The sequence below is a fragment of the Streptomyces hebeiensis genome (assembly GCF_052983195.1).
Genome location: NZ_CM129812.1, coordinates 4584914 through 4606132, shown reverse-complemented (window position 1 = coordinate 4606132; position 21219 = coordinate 4584914). Strand labels below are relative to the sequence as shown.

At 70.3% G+C, this 21219-nt stretch carries 19 protein-coding genes and 1 tRNA gene; 10 read left to right on the top strand and 10 right to left on the bottom strand.

Features of this window, described 5'->3' with window-relative positions:
- The first annotated feature begins 46 nt into the window (after nucleotides 1-46).
- Nucleotides 47-469, top strand: a complete 423-nt coding sequence (locus ACU6P3_RS19905) for a hypothetical protein (RefSeq protein WP_447193475.1) — start codon at nucleotides 47-49, stop codon at nucleotides 467-469.
- Between the two features lie 144 nt (nucleotides 470-613).
- Here the strand turns inward: ACU6P3_RS19905 and ACU6P3_RS19900 are convergent, their stop codons facing one another.
- The gene (locus tag ACU6P3_RS19900) at nucleotides 614-1312 is read right to left on the bottom strand and encodes a vitamin K epoxide reductase family protein (RefSeq protein WP_447193474.1); all 699 of its coding nucleotides are present in this window, start codon (nucleotides 1310-1312) and stop codon (nucleotides 614-616) included.
- 37 nt (nucleotides 1313-1349) lie between these two features.
- Entirely contained in the window at nucleotides 1350-1856 is a 507-nt protein-coding gene (locus tag ACU6P3_RS19895; protein ID WP_447193473.1) for a DUF5949 family protein, read from the bottom strand.
- Nucleotides 1857-2090: 234 nt separating this feature from the next.
- Between ACU6P3_RS19895 and ACU6P3_RS19890 the strand changes: the two genes are divergently transcribed.
- Both ACU6P3_RS19890 and ACU6P3_RS19885 read left to right on the top strand, forming a co-directional pair.
- On the top strand, nucleotides 2091-3431 hold the full coding sequence (locus tag ACU6P3_RS19890; RefSeq protein WP_447193472.1) for a cytochrome P450: 1341 nt from the start codon (nucleotides 2091-2093) through the stop codon (nucleotides 3429-3431).
- Nucleotides 3432-3581: 150 nt separating this feature from the next.
- Complete coding sequence (locus ACU6P3_RS19885) at nucleotides 3582-4433, top strand: glycoside hydrolase (RefSeq protein ID WP_447193471.1); 852 nt, start codon at nucleotides 3582-3584, stop codon at nucleotides 4431-4433.
- 97 nt (nucleotides 4434-4530) lie between these two features.
- Here the strand turns inward: ACU6P3_RS19885 and ACU6P3_RS19880 are convergent.
- The 7 genes from ACU6P3_RS19880 to galU all read right to left on the bottom strand — a co-directional run bounded on the left by ACU6P3_RS19880 (nucleotide 4531) and on the right by galU (nucleotide 10569).
- Nucleotides 4531-4604, bottom strand: a tRNA-Ala gene (locus ACU6P3_RS19880).
- Nucleotides 4605-4725: 121 nt separating this feature from the next.
- The gene (gene sepX, locus ACU6P3_RS19875; protein ID WP_447193470.1) at nucleotides 4726-5856 is read right to left on the bottom strand and encodes a divisome protein SepX/GlpR; all 1131 of its coding nucleotides are present in this window, start codon (nucleotides 5854-5856) and stop codon (nucleotides 4726-4728) included.
- 142 nt (nucleotides 5857-5998) lie between these two features.
- The gene (locus ACU6P3_RS19870; protein ID WP_037803927.1) at nucleotides 5999-6604 is read right to left on the bottom strand and encodes a GNAT family N-acetyltransferase; all 606 of its coding nucleotides are present in this window, start codon (nucleotides 6602-6604) and stop codon (nucleotides 5999-6001) included.
- A 14-nt stretch (nucleotides 6605-6618) separates the two neighbouring features.
- Entirely contained in the window at nucleotides 6619-7389 is a 771-nt protein-coding gene (locus ACU6P3_RS19865; RefSeq protein ID WP_447193469.1) for a MogA/MoaB family molybdenum cofactor biosynthesis protein, read from the bottom strand.
- Nucleotides 7386-8000 (bottom strand): cyclic pyranopterin monophosphate synthase MoaC, encoded by a 615-nt coding sequence (gene moaC, locus ACU6P3_RS19860; protein ID WP_447193468.1) that lies wholly within the window; start codon nucleotides 7998-8000, stop codon nucleotides 7386-7388. The genes ACU6P3_RS19865 and moaC overlap by 4 nt, the downstream gene beginning before the upstream one ends.
- 70 nt (nucleotides 8001-8070) lie before the next feature.
- The gene (gene glp / locus ACU6P3_RS19855; protein WP_447197970.1) at nucleotides 8071-9354 is read right to left on the bottom strand and encodes a molybdotransferase-like divisome protein Glp; all 1284 of its coding nucleotides are present in this window, start codon (nucleotides 9352-9354) and stop codon (nucleotides 8071-8073) included.
- Nucleotides 9355-9666: 312 nt separating this feature from the next.
- Complete coding sequence (gene galU, locus ACU6P3_RS19850; RefSeq protein ID WP_030750930.1) at nucleotides 9667-10569, bottom strand: UTP--glucose-1-phosphate uridylyltransferase GalU; 903 nt, start codon at nucleotides 10567-10569, stop codon at nucleotides 9667-9669.
- 94 nt (nucleotides 10570-10663) lie between these two features.
- Between galU and ACU6P3_RS19845 the strand changes: the two genes are divergently transcribed.
- The gene (locus ACU6P3_RS19845; RefSeq protein ID WP_447193467.1) at nucleotides 10664-11260 is read left to right on the top strand and encodes a 5-formyltetrahydrofolate cyclo-ligase; all 597 of its coding nucleotides are present in this window, start codon (nucleotides 10664-10666) and stop codon (nucleotides 11258-11260) included.
- Between the two features lie 103 nt (nucleotides 11261-11363).
- On the opposite strand, the gene ACU6P3_RS19840 is transcribed toward ACU6P3_RS19845, so the two are convergent.
- Nucleotides 11364-14201, bottom strand: coding sequence for a penicillin acylase family protein (locus ACU6P3_RS19840; protein WP_447193466.1), 2838 nt, complete (start codon nucleotides 14199-14201; stop codon nucleotides 11364-11366).
- A 399-nt stretch (nucleotides 14202-14600) separates the two neighbouring features.
- Here ACU6P3_RS19840 and ACU6P3_RS19835 point away from each other — a divergent pair, with 399 nt between their 5' ends.
- The 6 genes from ACU6P3_RS19835 to mscL all read left to right on the top strand — a co-directional run bounded on the left by ACU6P3_RS19835 (nucleotide 14601) and on the right by mscL (nucleotide 21180).
- The gene (locus tag ACU6P3_RS19835) at nucleotides 14601-16298 is read left to right on the top strand and encodes a potassium/proton antiporter (RefSeq protein ID WP_447193465.1); all 1698 of its coding nucleotides are present in this window, start codon (nucleotides 14601-14603) and stop codon (nucleotides 16296-16298) included.
- Nucleotides 16299-16801: 503 nt separating this feature from the next.
- On the top strand, nucleotides 16802-18148 hold the full coding sequence (locus ACU6P3_RS19830; RefSeq protein ID WP_447197969.1) for an MFS transporter: 1347 nt from the start codon (nucleotides 16802-16804) through the stop codon (nucleotides 18146-18148).
- A 66-nt stretch (nucleotides 18149-18214) separates the two neighbouring features.
- A complete protein-coding gene (locus tag ACU6P3_RS19825) occupies nucleotides 18215-18562 on the top strand; it encodes an FmdB family zinc ribbon protein (RefSeq protein ID WP_030750915.1) in 348 nt (115 codons plus the stop codon).
- A gap of 106 nt (nucleotides 18563-18668) precedes the next feature.
- On the top strand, nucleotides 18669-19502 hold the full coding sequence (locus tag ACU6P3_RS19820; protein WP_352084401.1) for an S-methyl-5'-thioadenosine phosphorylase: 834 nt from the start codon (nucleotides 18669-18671) through the stop codon (nucleotides 19500-19502).
- A 358-nt stretch (nucleotides 19503-19860) separates the two neighbouring features.
- Nucleotides 19861-20499 carry a hypothetical protein gene (locus ACU6P3_RS19815; RefSeq protein WP_447193464.1) on the top strand — a complete coding sequence of 213 codons (639 nt, stop codon included), beginning with the start codon at nucleotides 19861-19863 and terminating at the stop codon, nucleotides 20497-20499.
- 159 nt (nucleotides 20500-20658) lie between these two features.
- Nucleotides 20659-21180 (top strand): large conductance mechanosensitive channel protein MscL, encoded by a 522-nt coding sequence (mscL, locus tag ACU6P3_RS19810; protein WP_447193463.1) that lies wholly within the window; start codon nucleotides 20659-20661, stop codon nucleotides 21178-21180.
- The last annotated feature ends 39 nt before the right edge of the window (nucleotides 21181-21219 follow it).

The window sequence follows — 21219 nt, the reverse complement described above, 5'->3', positions numbered from 1 at the left end:
CTCGCGGCTTTCGCGCGTGGACATCGCTGAAAGAAGGATTCAACAAATGAAGCCCATGAAGGTTGCCGCGGTCGTCGCCGGATCCGTAATGGCTCTGGGTGCCGCGTCCCCGGCTTTCGCCGAAGGCATGAGCCTGAACGGCGGCCTGGAAACCATCGCCAGCGAGGGCCTGCGCGACATCCAGCCGTTGCACACGAACGCGCTGGACACCGAGAACGAGGGCTCTGTCCTGAACGCGGTGAAGGGCGTCACGGACGGCCTGAACAAGAAGACCTCCGCCAAGCAGACCACCGGCAAGGCGAGCGGCAAGACGGCCGGCAAGGGAGCCGCCAAGGGCAAGGGCAAGGGCACCCAGCCGAAGGGCAGCCAGGCCAAGGGCAGCACGAGCAAGGTGGGGCAGAACAACAAGGACGCCAACAAGGGCAACGCCAAGGGCAATCTGCTCGGCGGGCTGCCGCTCGGCGGCTGACCGATCCCCCGCGTTTCCCGGCCGCGCATACCCGCGCTCGGCCGACAGGGCGGCCGCACGGACTGAACTCCGTACAGCCGCCCTGTCGTTGTCGTACGTTGACGGGCTCGCCCGCACCCTCTCTCAGCCTCCCCGGCCCTCGGGTCAGCTCGTCCAGAAGTCCCACCAGCGCGTGAGGACCAGCATCCCGATCACCCCGATGTGCACCGCCGGCAGCACCCACGTGAACTCGTCCAGGAACCCCCGCACCGCACCCGGCGCCGCGATCACACCACTACGCACATTGTGCGAGGTCACGTACCAGAACATCAGGATCGTCGCGACCCACGCCAGCGAACACCACAGACACAACGCGTTGATCTCGTACAACGACTGGTACTGCAGCCACGTACAGAACCCCACCCCGAACAGCGTGCCCGCGTTCAGCCCCAGCCAGAACCACCGCCGGTACCGCGCCCCCGCCAGCAGCCCCATCCCCACACAGACCACCACGCCGTACGCCACCAGCCCCAGCATCGGATTCGGAAAACCGAACACCGACGCCTGATCACTCTCCATGACACTGCCGCACGACACCACCGGATTCAGACTGCACCCCGGCGTGAACCCCGGATCCACCAGCAGCTTGAACTTGTCGATCGTGATCACCCACGCGGCCAGCAACCCCGCCGCCCCCGTGACCACCAACAACAGCGCCAACGCCCGGCTCCCACCGACCGGGTCGGGGGTTCCCGTCGCGGTCACGGGCCCGGTCACGGGCCCCGTTCCGGGCGCGACTTCGGGCACGGTCTCCACAGCGACCGCAATCTCGGTCTCGGTCTCGGTCTCGTCCAGTGACGGCATCCGGTGTCCGTCCACTCCGCCGTTCCCGGTTCCCCGCTCAGGCGGTCAGGGTGCGGACCGGCAGCAGGCAGTGCGCGGCGGTGGACAGGACCTCGACGTCGCCGGCGAAGGAGCGCAGGCGCTCCTCCGTGACCGGCTGTCCCGGCACTCCGTCGGCCCAGGGCCGGGTGGCGACGATGAAGTGCACCTGGCCGCTCCGGTGCGCGTCCTGCTCCCACTCCGGCGGTACGGGACACTGCGCGTTCAGGTACGGCATCGTCAGGACCGCCCGGCCCGCCTGCACCAGCAGTTTGATCGCCACGTTGGGCATGTGCGCGATGTCCACCAGGTCGCCGCCGGGCGTCAGTCCGATCTCCGTGAGGACCGCACGCATCGCCTGCTCGCCGGCTTCCGGGCCGTCCCTGCCGTCCCCGAGTGAATAGGCGAGCAGGAAAGGCGCCCCGCGTTCCTCAGCGTCCGGGTCACGGGTCCAGGGAAGCACGGAAAGGGTGCCCATTCGAGGGGCGTACTGGGCGTTGTCCGTCGCGGTGTGGGAAGAGCTCATGTCCGGTGACAGTAGTGGCCCATGAAGAATATCTGTGAGCCGGTGTCACCCGAGTGGGGGAATACCATGACTACTTCCGGCCAGTCGTTTCTCTCCACTCCTGGCCAGTCCCCGATATGAAACGCCTTTCCGTGGCAAGCTCCGTGAGCACGTGCGATGGGAAGCATTCCCGAACGCATGTATGTCGTACAGGCATATGGAAATACCGGTCCGCGCCCACCGAGAGGATTCGACATGACGGTTTCCCCGCGCTCCCCACGCCCGTTTCCCTCCTCCGCCCACTCCACGGCGGCCCCTGTTCGGCCGGTTCCGGCCCGGAAGGAGCACCGGGAGAGACCCAACCTCACGGACCCGTCCTTCTGGCAACTCCCGCACGTGGCCCGGGCGGAGGCGTTCGCCCGGCTCCGGCAGTTCGACGAGCCGCAGTATTTCGTGGAGCGTCCGGGGAGCCGGTGGCGTTCCGAGCGGGGATTCCACGCTCTCGTCACACACGCGGACGTGGTGGAGGCGAGCCGTAACGCACAGGTCTTCGCGAGCGCGCCCGGTGCGACGACCCCCGAACCGGCGCGCTGGGTCAGGGCCTTGTTCGGCGACTCCATGGTCAATCTCGACGCCCCGCGCCACACGCAGCTGCGCCGTATCGTCTCCCGTGCCTTCACCCCGCGGATCCTGAACCGTACGGAGGAGGACATCCACGCGGTGGCCACCCGCATCGTGGACGACCTCCTCGCGAGCCGGCCGGACGACTTCGTCACCGCGGTGGCCTCCCGTATGCCGTTCGAGGTCATCTGCAATCTGATGGGCATCCCGGAGCGCGAGCGCCCGGGGATCCTGGACCAGGTGAACAGCGCCTCCGGCGACATCGGCGTGGCCCGCGACGCCCGCACCCGGCTGCGGATGCCGGGCAAGGGCCTGCTGGCCCTGGCCCGGATGCAGGGGATGATCGCGAACCTCGGCCGCGAGCGGCGCAGGGCGCCCACCGACGACCTCATCTCCGCGCTCGTACGGGCCGACATCGATGGTCAGGCGCTGACCGGGCGTCAGCTGGGCGCGTTCTTCTCGCTGCTGATGGTCGCCGGGGTGGAGACCACGCGGAACGCGATCGCCCACGGCCTCGATCTGCTCAGCCGGCACCCCGAGCAACGCGAGCTGCTGCTGAGCGACTTCGAACGGTACGCGGACGGCGCGGTCGAGGAGATCGTGCGGTACTCGACACCGATCATCCAGTTCCGCCGGACGGTGACCCGGGACCACCGGATGAACGGACACGACTTCCGGCGCGGCGACAAGGTCGTCCTCTTCTACGCCTCGGCCAACCGCGACGAGTCGGTCTTCCCCGACCCGGACGCCTTCGACATCACCCGTAGCCCCAACCCGCATGTCGGATACGGCGGCGGAGGCCCGCACTACTGCCTGGGCACCCACCTGGCCAAGCTGGAGATGAAGGCGCTCTTCGGGGAACTGCTCACGCGGGTGCCTCAGTTGCGGTCGGCCGGCGACCCGGTGCTGGTCCCGTCGAACTTCGACAACCGGGTCCGCTCGATGCCCTGCGCGGGTGTCCCGGTCCCCGGCTGACCCACGCCGGCCACAAGAGCCACGCGACGGCGCGCGGCGCCCCGCGACGGCCCACGACAGCCCACGACAGCCCACGGCGGTTGACGCTCCATGATCCCCTTGGGAATGTGGTGAGTCCTGATGGTTTCTGTCCGATTCTCGGGAGGCACCATGCACGGCTTACCGGCACGGGACGAGTCGTACGGCCGCAGGAGATTCCTCGGCGGGGCCATGGCGCTCACGGGGGCCGCCGCCCTGAGCGCCTGGCCGCACGGAGCGTACGCCGCCCCTGGCGCCCCGGCCCGGGAGGCGGCCTGGGAGGACGTGATCAACGGCTCCTTCGGCAGCTACAGCGCCCTGGAGGCCCACTGGAACTACCGTTATCCATGGGGAAGCGATCACAACGGCAGCGCCCGCATGTACGGAAGCGCCACCGACCACAACCACATCTATCTGAACTCGGGGGTACTGACCCTCAAGGCGACCCGGATCACGTGGGACGAGGGCACGAGCGGCTCGACCCCGCACCTCCCCATTCGCTACCACTCCGGCGCGGTGCACGCCAAGCACCAGATCGTGGTGACCGACCAGTTCCCCAACTACGAGGTCAAGGGCGAGTTCCAGGCACCGAGCGCGGGCGGCACCTGGCCCGCGTTCTGGCTCACCGGAGTCAACAGCTGGCCACCGGAGAGCGACATCCTGGAGTTCAAGGGGAACGGCAACAACTGGTTCAACACCTTCCGGACGTCCTCGGACGTCTCGTCCACGATCGTCGGCGTCCCGTCCCCCGGCTCCTGGCACGCCTACCGCGCCTGGATCACCAAGGTGAACAGCACGGACGTGGACATCCACTACTACCTCGACGACACCTGGAAAGCGGTCCACCGAGGCACCGGCTTCGTGGGCAAGCCCCTCTGGCTCATCATCAATCTCCAGATGGAAGGCTCGTCGGGCTCCTCGGGCCCGACGAGCGACACCCTCTACCACGCCCGGAACGTATACGTCGGCCGAAGCCGCGCCTAAGGGCTGTCCCGTCGCGGCACCAGCCGTCGCTCATGAGGACGACACACGAAAATCCCGCCCGATCTCAAGGATCGGACGGGATGCCGTGTGCAAGAGGTGGACCTGAGGGGATTTGAACCCCTGACCCCCTCGATGCGAACGAGGTGCGCTACCAGTCTGCGCCACAGGCCCTTGCAACGAGTGAAACTCTAGCACCCCGGAAGCCGTGCTCGGAAATCGGTTGGCGGGCTGGTCACCGGCCGGGCTCGGCCGGGGCCGGGGCCTCGCGAGGCCGAGCCGGGAGGGGACAGGGTCACTCGTTGGCGGCGCGGGGGCGGTCGTCTTCGTCGTACTGGTCGAAGAGCGGCGTCCTGCCTCGGTCGCGCGGGCGGCGCGGGGCGGGGGCCGGGGGAGGTGACGGGGTGTCCGCGACCGGTTCCGCCGGCGAGGAGCGGGCCGCGCTCCAGGTCTCCGGGTCGCCGACCTCCACACCGCTGCTCGCGCGTGGGGCGACCGGGGCGGTGACGTAGGTGGGCAGCGGGACGGGGACCGGCTCCCAGCTGTCGCCTTGGACGGGGCCGCGCTCGCGCTGCTGGTCCACCCACTCCGCGTGGTCGGTCTGTTCGACCAGCGCGCGGCGGCCCGCTTCCTGCGGGGAGAGCGCGGGGGCGGGTTCCGGACCGGGGTGGGGATCGGGCTCCTCATCGGTTTCGGCGGCCGTCCCGGCGGTGGGCGGGTGCGACCGACGGGGACGGCTCTCACGCAGCCGTCGGGCGGCCGCCTCGGCGCGCCGCCGGTCCATGGTGAAGGCGAACCGGCGGCGCTCCTGGCGGCGCAGATGAACGATGTACGTACTGAGGAGAACGGCCGGGACCGCCGGTGCCCAGAGGAAGGCGAGTCCGCCGACGGCCGCGACGACCGCGCCGAGCGTGAACGCGACGAAGAGCATCACGGTGGTACGTCTGCGGCGGGCCAGGACCTGGGAGCGCTGCGCGCGCCGGGCGCGTTCGGCCGCGGGTCTCGCGGACTGCGGCGCGGGGCGCTCCGCCGAGGGCGCGTGCCGCTGGGACGCCGGTACGTGCTGCGCCGGGGCGGGGCGGGATGCCAGGGGCCTGGGCGGGGCCGGAACGTCCGCGCGGATCTCCATCCGGGCTTCCGTGAGGGCCGGAGGCGCGGCGAAGGCCCGGACGTCGACGGAGCTCATGGACTCCGTGTGACCGTCCGGCACCCCGTCGGGCCCCGCCTCTCCGGCGGTGCGTTCCTGAAGCTCCTTGGCGTAACGACGCTCCATGCCCGCCCGTCCGGACAGCAGCCGGATGGCGGTGCTGAAGCGTTCCGTCGGACGCGCCTCGTTGAGTTCGTCCTGCCTGCGGAGCCACATCGGCACCAAGTAGGCGGCCCAGGCCCCGACGATGACTGCGTAGATGAGGCCGCTGCTGCTCACAGTTCACACCGTAGAGGGGTTTGCACGAGGGCATCCGCCAATTGGACCGGTGTGTCGCACGATCTGGCTGATATCACGGACCTTTTTTGTGATTGTTCAGATCAGATGATGCTCATACTGTGGCCATTATCGAACACATATTTTATTTCCTGGTTGTTCCTGGTCGTGCCCGGCGCCAGCGGTTGAGGAGCCCGTCCGGTACCTCCTCGGCCGTGAGCACGAAAACGCGATGATCCCGCCACGCTCCGTCGATATGCAGATAGCGCGGACGCAGCCCCTCCTCACGGAAGCCCAGTTTCTCCACCACCCGCAGACTGGGGGCGTTCTCCGGGCGGATGCAGACCTCGACCCGGTGCAGCCCGACCATCCGGAAGCAGTGGTCGACGGCCATCGCGACCGCGGTGGGCATCACACCGCGGCCCGCCACCCCGCGATCCACCCAGTAGCCGACGTGCCCCGAGCACATCGACCCCCAGGTGATCCCCGCGACGGTCAGCTGGCCGACCAGCCGTCCCTGGTATTCGACGACGAAGGGCAGCATCCGGCCCGCGTTGGCCTCGGCGCGCAAGTGGCGGACCATCTGGCGGTAAGTGGGGCGCTGGGCGGCCGGGCCACCGGGGGGCGGCGGCGGAATGGTCGCCTCCCAGGGGCGCAGCCAGTCGCGGTTGCGGCGGTTCACCTCACGCCACGCCCGCTGGTCGCGCAGCCTTATGGGACGGAGGACGACATCGCCGTCCGTCAGGGTCACGGGCCAGGCCGGGTTCATTCGGAGGTACGGGGAGACGGAGCGGCGGAAAGGGAGGCGTCGGGGGCGGACGGGAGCGCCGTACGAGGTGGACGGGATCCACCGGGCGGGTCCTGGCTCTCGGCCGGCGCCTCCGAGGGCTCCGCGGGGCGGGGGTGGTCGCCTCCGTGGATCTGGTCCACCGCGTGGACCAGCAGCCGGCCCAGTACGGCGAGACCGTCCCGTACCCCGCCGGTGGAACCCGGCAGGTTCACGATCAGGGTCCGGTCCGCGATGCCGGCGAGGCCCCGGGAGAGCGCGGCGGTGGGGACCGTCGGCCCGCCTTCGGCGCGGATCGCCTCGGCGATGCCCGGAACCTCCCGGTCGAACAGGGGCCGGGTGGCCTCCGGGGTGCGGTCCGTCGGTGAGAGGCCCGTACCGCCGGTGGTCACGATCACGTCGTACGCGGCGGCCACGCCTTCGTGAAGGGCGCGCGCGACCGGATCTCCGTCGGGGACCACGCGTGGGCCGTCGACCTGGAAGCCGAGCGCCGTCAGCCCGTCGGCGAGAATCGGACCGCCTTTGTCGGGATACACGCCGGCGGCGGCGCGGTTCGAGGCGGTGACCACCAGTGCGCGGTACGGGGACGGGTCGGCCCCGGCCGCCGCGACGCCACGAGGAGCGGGGCCGTGGGAATCGGGGCCGTGGGAAGCGGGGCCGTGGGCCGTCGAAGCTCCGTGCTCGGGGGCGCCGGGGGCGCCGCTGTCCGAGGAGGCGCCCTCCTGCCCATGTCTTGCCGGGGTGCTCATGCCGCGCCCCCGTCCGCGGGGGCGGCACCGGGAGAGTGGGCTGTGCCGGGAGGCCCGGCGGCCCCGGGCCGGGTCCAGTGGCCCGACTTGCCGCCCGCCTTCTCCTCCACCCGTACGTCCGCGATCACGGCACCCTTGTCGACCGCCTTGATCATGTCCACGACGGTCAGCGCGGCCACCGAGACGGCGGTCATGGCCTCCATCTCGACCCCCGTACGGTCCGTGGTCCGTACCGTCGCGGTGATCTCCACCGCGTCGTCCGCGACCGTGAGGTCGACGGTCACGCCGGAGAGCGCGAGCGGATGGCACAGCGGGATCAGTTCCGGGGTCCGCTTGGCGCCCATGATGCCGGCGATCCGGGCCGTGGCGAGGGCGTCGCCCTTGGGCACTCCCCCGCCCCGGAGCAGTTCCACCACCCGTGAGGAGACCAGCACCCGCCCACTGGCGCGGGCGGTGCGGGCCGTGACCTCCTTGGCGGAGACGTCGACCATCCGGGCCGCACCCGACTCGTCGAGATGCGTGAGGCCGGCCTGCCGGCTGTCCTGCCGATCCTGTCGGCTGTCCTGCTCAGAGGGGCCGGGGGTGCTGTCCCCCCGGGAAAACACAGTCATTGCCGCGGTACTCCCGGTCCGGGCCCTACGGGGCCTGTTGGGGAGCCACCGTACCGCCACCGAACAGTGATCAGCCGATCAGGATCACGTCCACCTCCGCGCCGGGCTCGACCGAGACGGTGTTTTCGGGGACGATGATCAGCGCGTCGGCCTGCGCGAGGGCGGCGACCAGGTGGGAGCCGGCGCCGCCCACCGGGGCGACGGTGCCCGTCTCCTCGTCGTAGGTGGCCCGCAGGAACTGACGGCGGCCGGCCGGCGAGGAGAGCGGCCGCTCCGCCTCGATCCTGGCGCGGACGATCGGCCGGTGCAGGTCCGTACGGCCCATCAGGGCCCGGATGGCCGGCCGGACGAACAACTCGAAGGAGACGTACGAAGAGACCGGATTGCCGGGCAGCGCCAGCAACGGGGTGTGCTCCGGCCCGATCGAACCGAAGCCCTGCGGCTTTCCCGGCTGCATCGCGAGCGTACGGAAGTCGATGCCGCTGCCCGGCTCGTCCTCGTCGCCGACGGACGAAAGGGCTTCCTTGACGACGTCGTACGCTCCGACGCTGACACCGCCCGTGGTGACGACCATGTCGGCGCGGATCAGCTGGTCCTCGATGGTGGCGCGCAGCGTCTCGGCGTCGTCGGTGACGGCTCCCACGCGGTAGGCGATGGCGCCCGCCTCACGGGCCGCGGCCGTGAGCGCGAAGCTGTTCGAGTCGTAGATCTGTCCGTCGTTCAGTTGCTCGTCCGGCTGGACCAGTTCGCTGCCGGTGGAGAGCACGACCACGCGCGGGCGGGGGCGGACCCGGACCCTGCCGCGCCCGATGGCGGCCAGCAGGCCGATCTGGGGCGGCCCCAGGACCGTACCCGCCTTCAGGGCGAGGTCACCGGCCTGTACGTCGCTGCCGCGGGGGCGGACGTGGGCGCGGGCCTCGGCCGAGCGGAAGACCCGGACCTCGCCGCTCGCACCGTCCCGGCCGGCGGCCGCGGCCGGGTGCATCATGGTGGCCGCGCCGCCGCCCGAGCCGCCGTCGGTCCACTCCACCGGGACGACGGCCTCGGCCCCGGGAGGCAGCGGGGCGCCGGTCATGATGCGGGCGGCCTCACCCGGACCTACCTCGGGCAGGGCACCGCTGCCGGCCGCGACGTCCCCGATGACGGTCAGCACGGCCGGGAACTCCGCCGTGGCTCCGGAGACGTCGGCCGTACGGACCGCGTAGCCGTCCATGGAGCTGTTGTCGAACGGCGGGAGGGCGACCGGCACGGTGACGTCCTCGACGAGCACGCAGCCCTGGGCGTCGGGCAGTTGCAGCTCGATGGGTTCGAGCGGGTGGACGGAGGCGAGGATGTCGGCGAGGTGCTCGTCCACGGACCAGAGCCGCCCGGGCCCGACCGGGCCCGCACCCTGTGCCGTGGCGGCCGCCGTGCCGGCTCCCGCCCCGGAATCACTGTCCGGCACCGCTCCCGCGGCGGGCTGTGCGCCGGTCGCTCCCGACCCGTCCGACTCCGGTCCCGCCGACGGCTCCGGTTCCGTCGGACCGGTTCCCGCCGGGCCCGCCGGGCCCGAGTGCACCGGGCCGGCCCCCGTCGGACCGAAGCTCCCCGAGCCGTAGCCCGTCGGCCCGCGTCCGGCCTGCTCCGGGTCCGGTCCCGGTGCCGATTCCGCCCTGTCGTTCAAGTGCTACATCTCCTCGCTGACGTACGAGCGCAGCCAGGTCCGGAAGTCCGGGCCCAGGTCTTCACGTTCGCATGCCAGTCTGACAATGGCACGCAGGTAGTCGCCCCGGTCACCGGTGTCATAGCGGCGCCCCTTGAAGACGACGCCGTGGACCGGGCCGCCGATGTCCTCGTTCGCGGAGAGCTGCTGGAGGGCGTCGGTGAGCTGGATCTCACCACCGCGCCCGGGAGCGGTCTCACGCAGTATCCCGAAGACAGCCGGGTCGAGGACATACCGTCCGATGATCGCGTAACTGCTGGGGGCGTCGGCGGAATCCGGCTTCTCGACCAGGTCGCGCACCTTGACCACGTCGGCGTCGCGGGTGGGCTCCACGGCGGCACAGCCGTAGAGGTGGATCTGCGCCGGATCGACCTCCATCAGCGCGACGACGCTGCCCCCCTCGCGCTCCTGGACCTCGACCATGCGGGACAGCAGCGGATCCCGCGGGTCGATCAGGTCGTCGCCGAGCAGGACGGCGAAGGGCTGGTCACCCACGTGCGGAGCGGCGCACAGCACGGCGTGGCCGAGGCCCCTGGGGTCGCCCTGGCGCACGTAGTGCATGGTGGCGAGGTCGCTGGACTCCTGGACCTTCGCGAGGCGCTCGGTGTCCCCCTTGCGCGTGAGGGCCTCTTCCAGCTCGTAGTTCCGGTCGAAGTGGTCCTCGAGAGGGCGCTTGTTGCGGCCTGTGACCATGAGGACGTCGGAGAGCCCCGCGGCCACCGCCTCCTCGACCACGTACTGGATCGCGGGCTTGTCCACGACCGGCAACATCTCTTTGGGAGTGGCCTTGGTGGCGGGCAGGAACCGGGTGCCGAGGCCGGCGGCGGGGATGACAGCCTTGCTGATCCTGAAGGGCGAGTGAGTCATGTGAAGGAGCCTAACCGGTGCGTATGGGCGGAAGATGATGATCCGGTTAACTTTCTCCTCATACGACCGCTAAAGAGGGGTTTGTGATGACCTGATGGGCCAAGACATGACCGGAAAGGCCGAGCTGCGCCGTGAACTTCTCGCGGCGCGCGGCCTGCTCTCGGACGAAGACGTACGGAAGACCGCGGAGGTTCTGGCGCGCCGCGCGCTGGAACTGCCGGAACTGGCGCGCGCCCGCACCGTCGCCGCGTATGTCTCGGTGGGCCGCGAGCCCGGCACGCGCGTCCTGCTCGATGTCCTGCTCGCACGGGACACTCGGGTCCTGCTGCCCGTCCTGATGGCGGACAACGACCTCGACTGGGCGTCATACGAAGGGGCCGGACGCCTGGTCCGCGCGGGCCGCGGCCTGTTGGAGCCGGACGGCCCCCGACTCGGCCCGGACGCCGTCCTGGAGGCGGAGGCCGTGCTGCTGCCGGGGCTCGCCGTGGACCTGCGCGGGATGCGGCTGGGGCGCGGCGGCGGCTCGTACGACCGGGTCCTCGGCCGGCTGACGACGGCCGGCACCGAGCCCGCGCTGGCCGTCCTGCTGTACGGGAACGAGGTGGTCCCGCGCGTCCCGGACGAGCCGCACGACCGTCCCGTACACGCGGTGATCACCCCGGCGGGCATCAGGCGTTTCCGCCCCGTCTGACGCCGCCTCCGCGACGGCCCACGACGGGCGGACCGCGCCGGCCCGAGGGGCGACGCGGTCCGGGGCGGGCGCCCTGGGGCGCCCTGCTCGCCTCTGGCGGGGGTCACCTACCCGCCTGGGGCTTCAGGGTCAGCTTGTCGGTCGTACGGCGCTCCACCGCCGTCACGGAGTACGACCAGTCCAACAGCTCGCCCTTGGCCCACTTGTCCGTCTGATCGGTGTAGTGCGCGCTGAACACGTGTCCCGACGCGCCGGTCAGATTGATCCAGCGGGACTTGTCCCAGTCCCCGACGTTGACGACCATCCGCATGGACGGGACCCAGACGACGTGGTATCCGCCCGCCGCGTTCCAGCCCGTCGCGTTGACCGCGGCCTCGCCGCCGCCCAGGTTCCACGGGCCGCGGTTGAGTATCCGCCGGAGGATCTCGGGGCCGCTGGTGCCGAGGGTCGGGCTCTTCAGGGTCATCTGGTGCAGCCGGCCCCAGCTCCAGGTGGAGACGTCCTTGCCGAGCTTGGCGGTCAGCTCCCAGCGGGCGTCCTCCATGGCGCGCGCGAACAGCTCGTCACGGGTCTTGGTCTCGGGCTCGTTGCGCTTGGCCGGGGAACTCCACCATTCGTTGTCCTGGTCCTTGACGATGCCGCGTACGACCTCGTACCAGCGGTCCCCGCCGTCCGGCTGCGCCTGGGACGGCACGCGCTGGCCGCACTCGCGCACCAGCTTGCCGGGATCGTCCACCGGGCCCGCTCCCGTCGGCGGCGGGACATTGACGCACTCGCCCTTGACCCGCACTTCCTTGGGGAGCTTCTCACCGAAGGCGAGCTTGAGCACGTTGCGCCAGACGGCGTTGAAGTAGGCGGCCGCCCCCGAGTCCGGTTCCTGGGTGTAGTCCCAGCCTTCGAGGAGCTTCTGCGCCTCGCGGACCGAGGGGTCCGAGACATCGATCTTGAGCAGGTAGGGCATCAGCAGCTTGGCGATCTCGCTGCTGTTGTCCATCTGCATGGTCTGCATGTCGTCGGTCGAGATCTTTCCGCCGTCCTTGATCTTCGACTCGATGAGGTCGTTGATGCGCTGGCTGCGGGCGCCGTAGCCCCAGTCCTCGGTGAGCGGGTACGGGTACTTCTCGGAGTCGACCACCGCCTGGTTGGCCGTGACGATGTAGCCGCGCTCCGGGTCGTACTCGTACGGCAGCTCGTCAAAGGGGATGTAACCGTTCCACTTGTACTTCGGGTCCCAGCCGGGGGCCGGTGTCCTGCCGTCGAAGCCTTCGGAACGGACCGGGATCCTGCCGGGTGCCTGGTAGCCGATGTGGCCCTTGGTGTCGGCGTAGATCAGGTTCTGCGAGGGGACCTCGAAGTTCCGGGCCGCCTGGCGGAACTGCTCGAAGTCCTTGGCCTTGTTGAGATCGAAGATCGCCTCCATGGACTTGCCCGGCTGGAGCGCCGTCCACTGCAGGGAGACGGCGTAACCGTCGCCGCGGTCGGGGGCCACGTCCCCCACGGGGGCCTTCTCGCCGACCTTGGCCAGCTCCGCGTTGCGGTCGGAGACCACGGGACCGTGGTCGGTGGAGCGCACGGTGATCTTCCTGCTGGCGCCGCCCGCGACCTTGATGGTCTCCTCGCGGGTCTTGAAGCGCTTCTTCTCGTCCCCGTACAGGTACGAGTCGCCGTCGACCTTCTCCAGGTACAGGTCGGTGACGTCGGCGCCGAGGTTGGTGAAGCCCCAGGCGATGTCCTTGTTGTGACCGATGATCACGCCGGGCGTCCCGGAGAAGGTGTAGCCGGCCACGTCGTACTGGCACTGCTCCGAGACGCTGCGGCAGTGCAGACCCATCTGGTACCAGAGCGAGGGCAGCTGCGGCGCGAGGTGCGGATCGTTGGCCAGCAGCGGTTTGCCGGTGGTCGTGTAGTCGCCGGAGACGACCCAGGAGTTGGAGCCGATGCCGCTGCCGCTCGGCCCCAGGAGCGCGGGGATCTCGTCGAGGGTGCTGGAGAGGGCACCGAGCTGGGTGTTGAAGGTTTGTGTGGCACCGGACACGCCGTCGGAGGCGTTGCTCCCCGTACCGACGCCCGCGCCCGTGCCGCTGCCGAGCCCGGTGCCTGTGCCGGGCCCGGTGCCCGTACCGCTGCCCGTGCCGCCCGTGCTGTTGCCGCCCGTCACGTCACCCGGCTCGGCCCCGGGGTCGTACTTGCCGGTGACGGGGTCTATCCCGCCCTCCGAGACGATCGGCTTGTTGCGGTCGTACGGGTACGACGGGTAAAGGGAGTCGATCTGCTTCTCGCTGAGCCGACTGGTCAGCAGGGAGCGGTCTATCTCGTCCTGCATGTTGCCGCGCAGGTCCCACGCCATCGCCTTGAGCCAGGCCACCGAGTCGACGGGGCTCCACTTCGCGGGCTTGTAGCCGTTGGTGAGGTTCAGCGCGGCGTACTCCACCGAGATGTCCGCGCTGTTCCGTCCCTCGAGGTAGGCGTTGACGCCGTCCGCGTACGCCTGGAGGTTCTTCTTGGTCTCCGCCGACAGCTGGGTGTCGTATTCCTTCTGCGCCACGCCTCGCCAGTCCAGCGTGCGCAGGAAGGTGTCGGTCTTGACCTGGCCCGCGCCGAACATCTCGGAGAGCCGACCGGCGGTCATGTGACGCCGGACGTCCATCTCGTAGAAGCGGTCCTGAGCCTGGACGAAGCCCTGGGCGCGGAAGAGGTCCTCGTCACTGTTCGCGTAGATCTGCGGGACGCCGTAGCTGTCACGTCTGATGTCCACCGGCCCCGAGAGGCCCTTGAGCTCGACCGAGCCCGTGGTCTGGGGGAATGAGGCACGGACCGTGCTCACACTCCAGTACGTGCCATAGCCGACACCCGCGACGAGCGCCAGCACCAGGACGATCACGATCAGACGGGCGCGTCGCCCCTTCTTTTTGCCGGAAGGGGGGGCTGTATTGGCGGGCATCGCTGTCCTTCGAGGGGCAGGGTGGTCCTGGAAATGCTGGAGCAACCATAGGCGCAGCGCTTCCCCGCTCCCGACGCGGTGTCATCTAGTGCGACTGACCGAACGGTCACACGACGGGTCATACGGGGATTCACCCGGGTGCTCGCAGCGGGGTTCGCCGCCGATCGGGCGGTCGCCACAGGCTTCCGGCAGTCATTTCGCCGCCATTGTCCTGGGTGAGCCCGGGCGGCCACAGGTGAATTCGAGGACTACGCAGGGGATTTAATTCTCTATCCAGACAAAGCGTTACATCCTTCCTCGCACTGGCGATCGAAGACATCAAGAAAACGTTAAAGATTAGGTAAGGTAACGAAGTAACGGCGAAACGACGTGCCGATTGTCGGAGGAACGATCCGGCGCTTGCCAGATGTCGGCACACGCGAGGGGAAGGACCGGCCGCTGACTGTCCACGAGCTCAATCAACTCCTGCTCATCAGCTCACTCGTGCTGCTGATCGCGGTCGCGGCCGTACGGATCTCCTCCCGGAGCGGGCTCCCCAGTCTGCTGCTCTATCTGGGAATCGGCGTCGTCATAGGCCAGGACGGCCTCTTCCACGTCAAGTTCGACAGTGCCGCCCTGACCCAGGTGATCGGCTATGCCGCCCTGGTGGTCATTCTCGCCGAGGGCGGTCTCGGTACGAAATGGAAGGAGGTCAAGCCCGCACTGCCCGCGGCCGCCGCGCTGTCGACCGTCGGCGTCGGCGTCAGCGTGGGGGTGACGGCGACCGCCGCGCACTATCTGGTCGGCCTGGAATGGCGCCAGGCGTTGATCATCGGCGCGGTCGTCTCCTCCACGGACGCCGCGGCCGTCTTCTCCGTGCTGCGCCGGGTGCCGCTCCCGTCGAGGGTGACCGGTGCGCTGGAGGCCGAGTCGGGCTTCAACGACGCTCCTGTGGTGATCATGGTGGTCGCCCTCTCCGCGGCGGGCCCCGTGGACCACTGGTACGTACTGATCGGCACGATCATGCTCGAACTGGCCATCGGCGCCTGCGTCGGGCTGGCGGTCGGATGGGCGGGCGCCTACGGGCTGCGGCATGTGGCCCTGCCCGCTTCCGGGCTGTACCCGATCGCCGTGATGGCCATCGCCGTGTGCGCGTACGCGATCGGCGCCACGGCGCACGGCAGCGGCTTCCTCGCGGTCTACCTGGCCTCGATGGTCCTCGGCAACTCCAAACTGCCGCACGCGCCCGCGAACCGCGGCTTCGCCGAGGGGCTGGGCTGGATCGCGCAGATCGGCATGTTCGTCCTGCTCGGACTGCTGGTGACGCCGCACGAACTGGGCGACGACGTACTCCCCGCGCTGATCGTGGGACTGGTGCTGACCGTGGTGGCACGGCCCTTGTCCGTGCTGATCAGCCTGCTGCCGTTCCGTATCCCGTGGCAGGAGCAGGCCCTGATGTCCTGGGCGGGGCTGCGCGGCGCGGTGCCCATCATCCTGGCCACCATCCCGATGGTGACGCACGTACAGGGCAGCCTCCGGATCTTCAACATCGTCTTCATCCTGGTCGTCGTCTACACACTGGTGCAGGGGCCGACGCTGCCCTGGCTGGCGAAGGCGCTCCAGCTCGGTGACCGGGCCGAGGCCGCCGATCTCGGCATCGAGTCGGCACCGCTGGAGCGGCTGCGCGGCCACCTCCTCTCCGTGGCGATCCCCGAGGAGTCGAAGATGCACGGCGTGGAGATCGCGGAGCTGCGGCTGCCCGCGGGTGCGGCCGTGACGCTCGTCGTACGCGACGGGAAGAGCTTCGTGCCACAGCCGGCGACGATGCTGCGGCGGGGCGACGAGCTGTTGGTGGTGGCGACCGATCCGGTACGGGACGCGGTGGAACGCCGCCTGCGGGCCGTCGGACAGGGCGGCAAGCTGGCCGGCTGGCTGGGCACCGGAGAGAGCGGCCCCTCTGCCGCGAAGAACCCTCGCCCGGCCAAGGGCCATGGGAGCGGCCGGAACCCCGCGGGCCGGAGCAGACCCGGAGGTGACAGGGGCCTGGCGGACGGCCCAGTCATGGACACCGACAACGACCGGGACCCCGGCGCGAAGGCGGGCGGGCGGTCCGGCTGAATCGCCTCCCGCTCTCCCCGGCACACGGCCCTTCCCGGCACCAGCCGTCCCGGGACGAGCTGTCTCCGCATGGGTCATCCCCGCATAGGTCATCCCGATGCGGTGGGGCTTGTCCGCACAGGTTGCCTTTGTCTCCGGCACAGCGCTCCTCTCCTGAGATCCATTCGCAATCGAAGGTGCACGCGGTCACCACCTGGCCGTTCCCAGGTGGTGGGCGAGGCGGGTCTGTACGATGAAGGCGCAACTGATCGACCGACTCCGCCTGACGCAGTGCTGGCGCGACCGTATGGCGGCCGTGGCGCTTCCCGTAGTGGGCCCTGGTATCTACCGCAGTTCCGCGCAAGAGGACAGCTCTCGGCCGTCCCCGTGACTCTCGGGGCGCGCTACCAGGCGGCGGAAAGGCAAGGGCCGTGTCCGACAACACGGTCGACACCACCACCCGGAACGCCGGCGGTTCCCCGGAGACCGACGACACCGCGGCGCCCAGGCCCGGCTACGGGCGACTGCTGCGGACACCCCGGGCCTGGACTTTCCTGCTGCCCGGCTTCGCCGCCCGTCAGCCGTTCGCGATGCTGACGATCGGCATCGTCCTGCTGGTCCAGCACACCACCGGCTCCTACGGCAGCGCGGGGGCCGTCGCCGCTGTCACCGGCGTCTCGATGGCCCTGTTCGCGCCGCAGGGCGGCAAGCTCGCGGACCGTTTCGGACAACGCGCCGTCCTGGTCCCGGGCGTCCTGCTGCACGCGTTCTCCGTGGCGACGCTGATCATCCTGGCTCTGGCGGAGGCGCCCCTGTGGGCACTGTTCGCCGCGGCGGTACCCACCGGCGTCTCCACCCCTCAGATCGGCCCCATGGTCCGGTCGCGCTGGGTCGCCCTGCTGACCGGCTCCGGACGGGCTCCGTCGGCCGAGCGCGGTCCTGGCCCGGGCCCCCGGGCCAGGACCGGCCCGGGGCCCGGCGCCCGGGACCGAGACGCTTCGGCCCGCGCGCTGCTGCCCACGGCGGCCGCCTTCGAGTCCGTGACCGACGAGTTCACCTTCGTCATCGGACCCGTGCTCGTGACCGCCCTGTGCACCGGTGTGCACCCGGCGGCCGGGCTGGTCGCCGAGGCCGCGCTCACGCTGGTCGGCGGCCTGCTCTTCGCCGCCCAGCGGGCCACCCAGCCCGCCCCCGGGCGCCCCACCACGGGCGCTGCCGGCGCTGGGACCGACGCCCCGGCCGGTCGTCGCGCATCCGCCCTGGCGGTGCCGGGCGTGCGCGTACTGGCCGTGGCCTTCCTCGGGATCGGTTCGGTCTTCGGCGGAATGCAGGTGTCCCTCACCGCGTTCGCCGCGGAGATCGGCTCCCCCGGCGTCAACGGGGTGTTGTACGGCATATTCGCGGGCGGCAACATGCTCGCCGGGATCGTGTGCGGGGCGGTGGCCTGGAAGACCGGGCCGCGCCGCAGGCTGCTGGCCGGATACACGGGTCTGGCACTGACTTCCTCCGTTCTGTGGGCGTTGCACTCGGTGCCGCTGGTCGCCGCACTGGGACTTCTGGTCGGGCTCTGCATCGCGCCGGCTCTGATCTCGGGCTACACCCTTGTCGAGTCGTTGGCCCCCGTTACGTCCCGTACCGAGGCCTTCACCTGGCTGACCGGTTCGGTCGCACTCGGGCAGGCCGCGGCGGTCACGGCTGCCGGAGGGCTGGCGGACGCCTATGGCGCCAGTGCCGGATTCACCGTGCCGCTCGTGGGCACGATCCTCGCTCTGATCACGCTGTTCGCACTGCGTTCCCGACTGCTCCCGAAGTCCGCGGGCCAGGTCTCCGCGCGTGGGCTGGGTCACCGCGCGCCGGTGACAGTGGACTGATCGCGCGGAATACGTCACTATGGAGCGTCGTTAGCACTCATCGAGTGAGAGTGCCAGGAGGAGCAAGTGCCGACCTATCAGTACCAGTGCACCGAGTGCGGCGAGGGCCTCGAGGCGGTGCAGAAGTTCACCGATGACGCCCTGACCGTGTGCCCCCAATGTCAGGGACGGCTGAAGAAGGTCTTCTCGGCAGTCGGCATTGTCTTCAAGGGCTCCGGTTTCTACCGCAACGACAGCCGTGGCTCGTCCTCGGGCAGCGCACCGGCCTCGACCGGCAACGGTTCGGGGGCGAAGCCGTCGTCCGAGTCCAAGACGACGGCGGCGGCCACGGCCTCCTCGTCGGACTCCGGATCCGCCGCGAGCTCCAGCTCTTCCGGCTCGTCGACGGGCTCCAGCAGTTCCTCGGCCGCCTGAGCAGGGCCTGACGCTCATCCTCCGGGACCCCGTGCCGCGGCCGGGGTCCTCGGCGTGATTCAGGGTCCTCGGACGGGGCCCGTTGCCGTGCGGCTACTGTGGCCGGATGGCTAACGCGGAGATCGGTGTGATCGGCGGCTCGGGCTTCTACTCCTTTCTGGAGGATGTGACAGAGCTCCATGTGGAGACCCCGTACGGGCCTCCCAGTGACGCGCTCTTCCTCGGTGAACTCGCGGGCCGCCAGGTGGCGTTCCTGCCCCGGCACGGACGCTCGCACGGTGTCGCGCCGCACCGCATCAACTACCGGGCCAACCTGTGGGCGCTGCGCTCCGTGGGGGTTCGGCAGGTTCTGGGCCCCTGCGCGGTGGGTGGCCTGCGGCCGGAGTACGGACCCGGCACCCTGCTCGTGCCCGATCAGTTGGTGGACCGCACGAAGGCACGCGCGCAGACGTATTACGACGGAGTGCCACTGCCCGACGGCAGCGCGTCGAATGTCATACACATCTCGCTCGCCGACCCCTACTGCCCGAAGGGGCGCGAGGCGGCACTCACCGCGGCCCGCGGGCGGGGCTGGGAGCCCGTGGACGGTGGGACGCTGGTCGTCGTCGAGGGGCCCCGGTTCTCGACGCGGGCGGAATCCCGGTGGCATGCGGCGATGGGATGGTCGGTGGTCGGGATGACCGGGCACCCCGAAGCCGCGCTGGCCCGCGAGCTGGGTCTTTGCTACACGTCCCTGACGCTCGTGACCGATCTGGACGCGGGCGCGGAGACGGGCGAGGGCGTTTCTCATGACGAAGTCCTCAAGGTCTTCTCCTCCAATGTGGATCGGCTGCGCACCGTCCTGTTCGACGCGGTGGGCGGGCTTCAGACGAACGACGCGCGTGACTGTCTCTGCTCGCACGCGCTGGACGGGTTGGACACCGGGCTGGAGCTGCCGTAACCACCAAGTGGTCGGCGGGGCCTTCCCCCGCCGCACCGCGATCCTGTCGCTCGGCCGGCTCCCGGCCCGCACGCGCGGGCGGTTCGTGACGGACCGCCCGCGGACGGCTCGCCGCTCGTCGCCGCCCGCTCCATGGCTCTCACGTTCCGTGACGAGCTGCCCGATCCTGAGCTGCCCGGCCGCCGCGACGGTCATGCCCGGCGATCGAGGAAAAGTCCCGGATCGAGGCTGAACCACTCGGGCGGGTGGCGGAGTTGTCCACAATCGCCCGCTCATCCACAGGCCCCGGCGAGATCGCGGCCGGTGGTGGATCGTGAGGAGCGATCGCGAAAGTTCCTCACGGCAGGCGGTGGTAGCCATGTCCCACTCGTTCCCCCACGTCCCTTCTCCTTCTCGTCGGCCACGCACGCGGGTCCCGGCGCCCACCACGGGCTCGCCCGTGCCCGAGCCGCGCGGTGTGCCGGCGTTCGATCCCCTGCGCTCGCGGGGCTCGCGGCTGCGGCTGCGCCGGGCTGTGCTGAGGCAGCGGCGGGCCACCGCTGCCGGGCTGGCCGTGACGGCCGCCGCCTTGGCCGCGGCGGGTGCCGGCGGCGCGGTGGGAGCGGCCGGGGCGGGTTCCTCCGCCGACACGGGAGCGGGGGCGTCGCCGGACGCGGCGGCGACGGCCCGGCCCGGCCGTGATCCGGCGCGCGGGGAGGTGGATCTGGTGTCGGCTCCGGTCCGTATCGCCGACGCGGCGACGGTCCGGCTGCTACGGCGGGGAGACCGTGTCGATGTGATCGCGGCGCCTCCGCTCTCGCCCGGCTCGCTCGGTTCACCGGATCGGGAGTCCGAGGCACGGGTCGTGGCCCGTGGCGCCCGAGTGTCCGAGATTCCCCGGGCGGCCGAGGACGGGATGGACGGTGGGGCGCTGGTGGTGCTGAGTGTGCCGCGTACGACAGCCGCTCAGCTGGCGGGGGCGAGTGCGACGTCCCGGCTCGCGGTGACGGTGTGCTGAACCGTGCGGCCGAACCTCTGCGTCGCGTCGGCGTGCTGCTGAGCCGCGTCCTGCGGGGCCGTCTCACCTCGTGTGCGGATTGGACAGCACGGGCACGCGCTGTCGTAGGTTGCGGAGCGATTCGTCATCCGTACGTCCCATGCGAGGAGAGGCTCACCCGTGAGCGAGGAGAAGGAGAGCGTGCTGGCGGGCTTCAAAGCCTTCCTGATGCGCGGCAACGTGATCGACCTGGCGGTCGCCGTCGTGATCGGTGCCGCTTTCACCAACGTGGTGAACTCGGTCGTGAAGGGCTTCATCAACCCGGTCGTCGGCGCGTTCGGCACACAGGACCTGAACCAGTACAGCTCGTGCCTGCAGTCGCCGTGCGAGGTCAACGCTGCGGGAGAGGCCTCCAAGGGCATCCTCATCATGTGGGGATCGGTACTGAGCGCGGTCCTGACCTTTTTGATCACCGCAGCGGTCGTGTACTTCCTTATGGTGCTGCCCATGGCCAAGTACCTCGCCCGGCGGGCCAGGCATCAGGCGGCGAAGGAAGAGGTCCAGGAGGTCATCGAGGTCAGCGAGCTGGAGGTGCTGAAGGAGATCAGGGACGCCCTGCTCGCTCAGCAGGGTCAGGGAGCCGGCCGGAACTCCGGTACCGGCACGGTCCCGGACCAGAGCCCCGGTTCCGGCACCCGATAGCACAGAACGTGCCCGCCGCCGGGCCGGGGACGGTCCGGG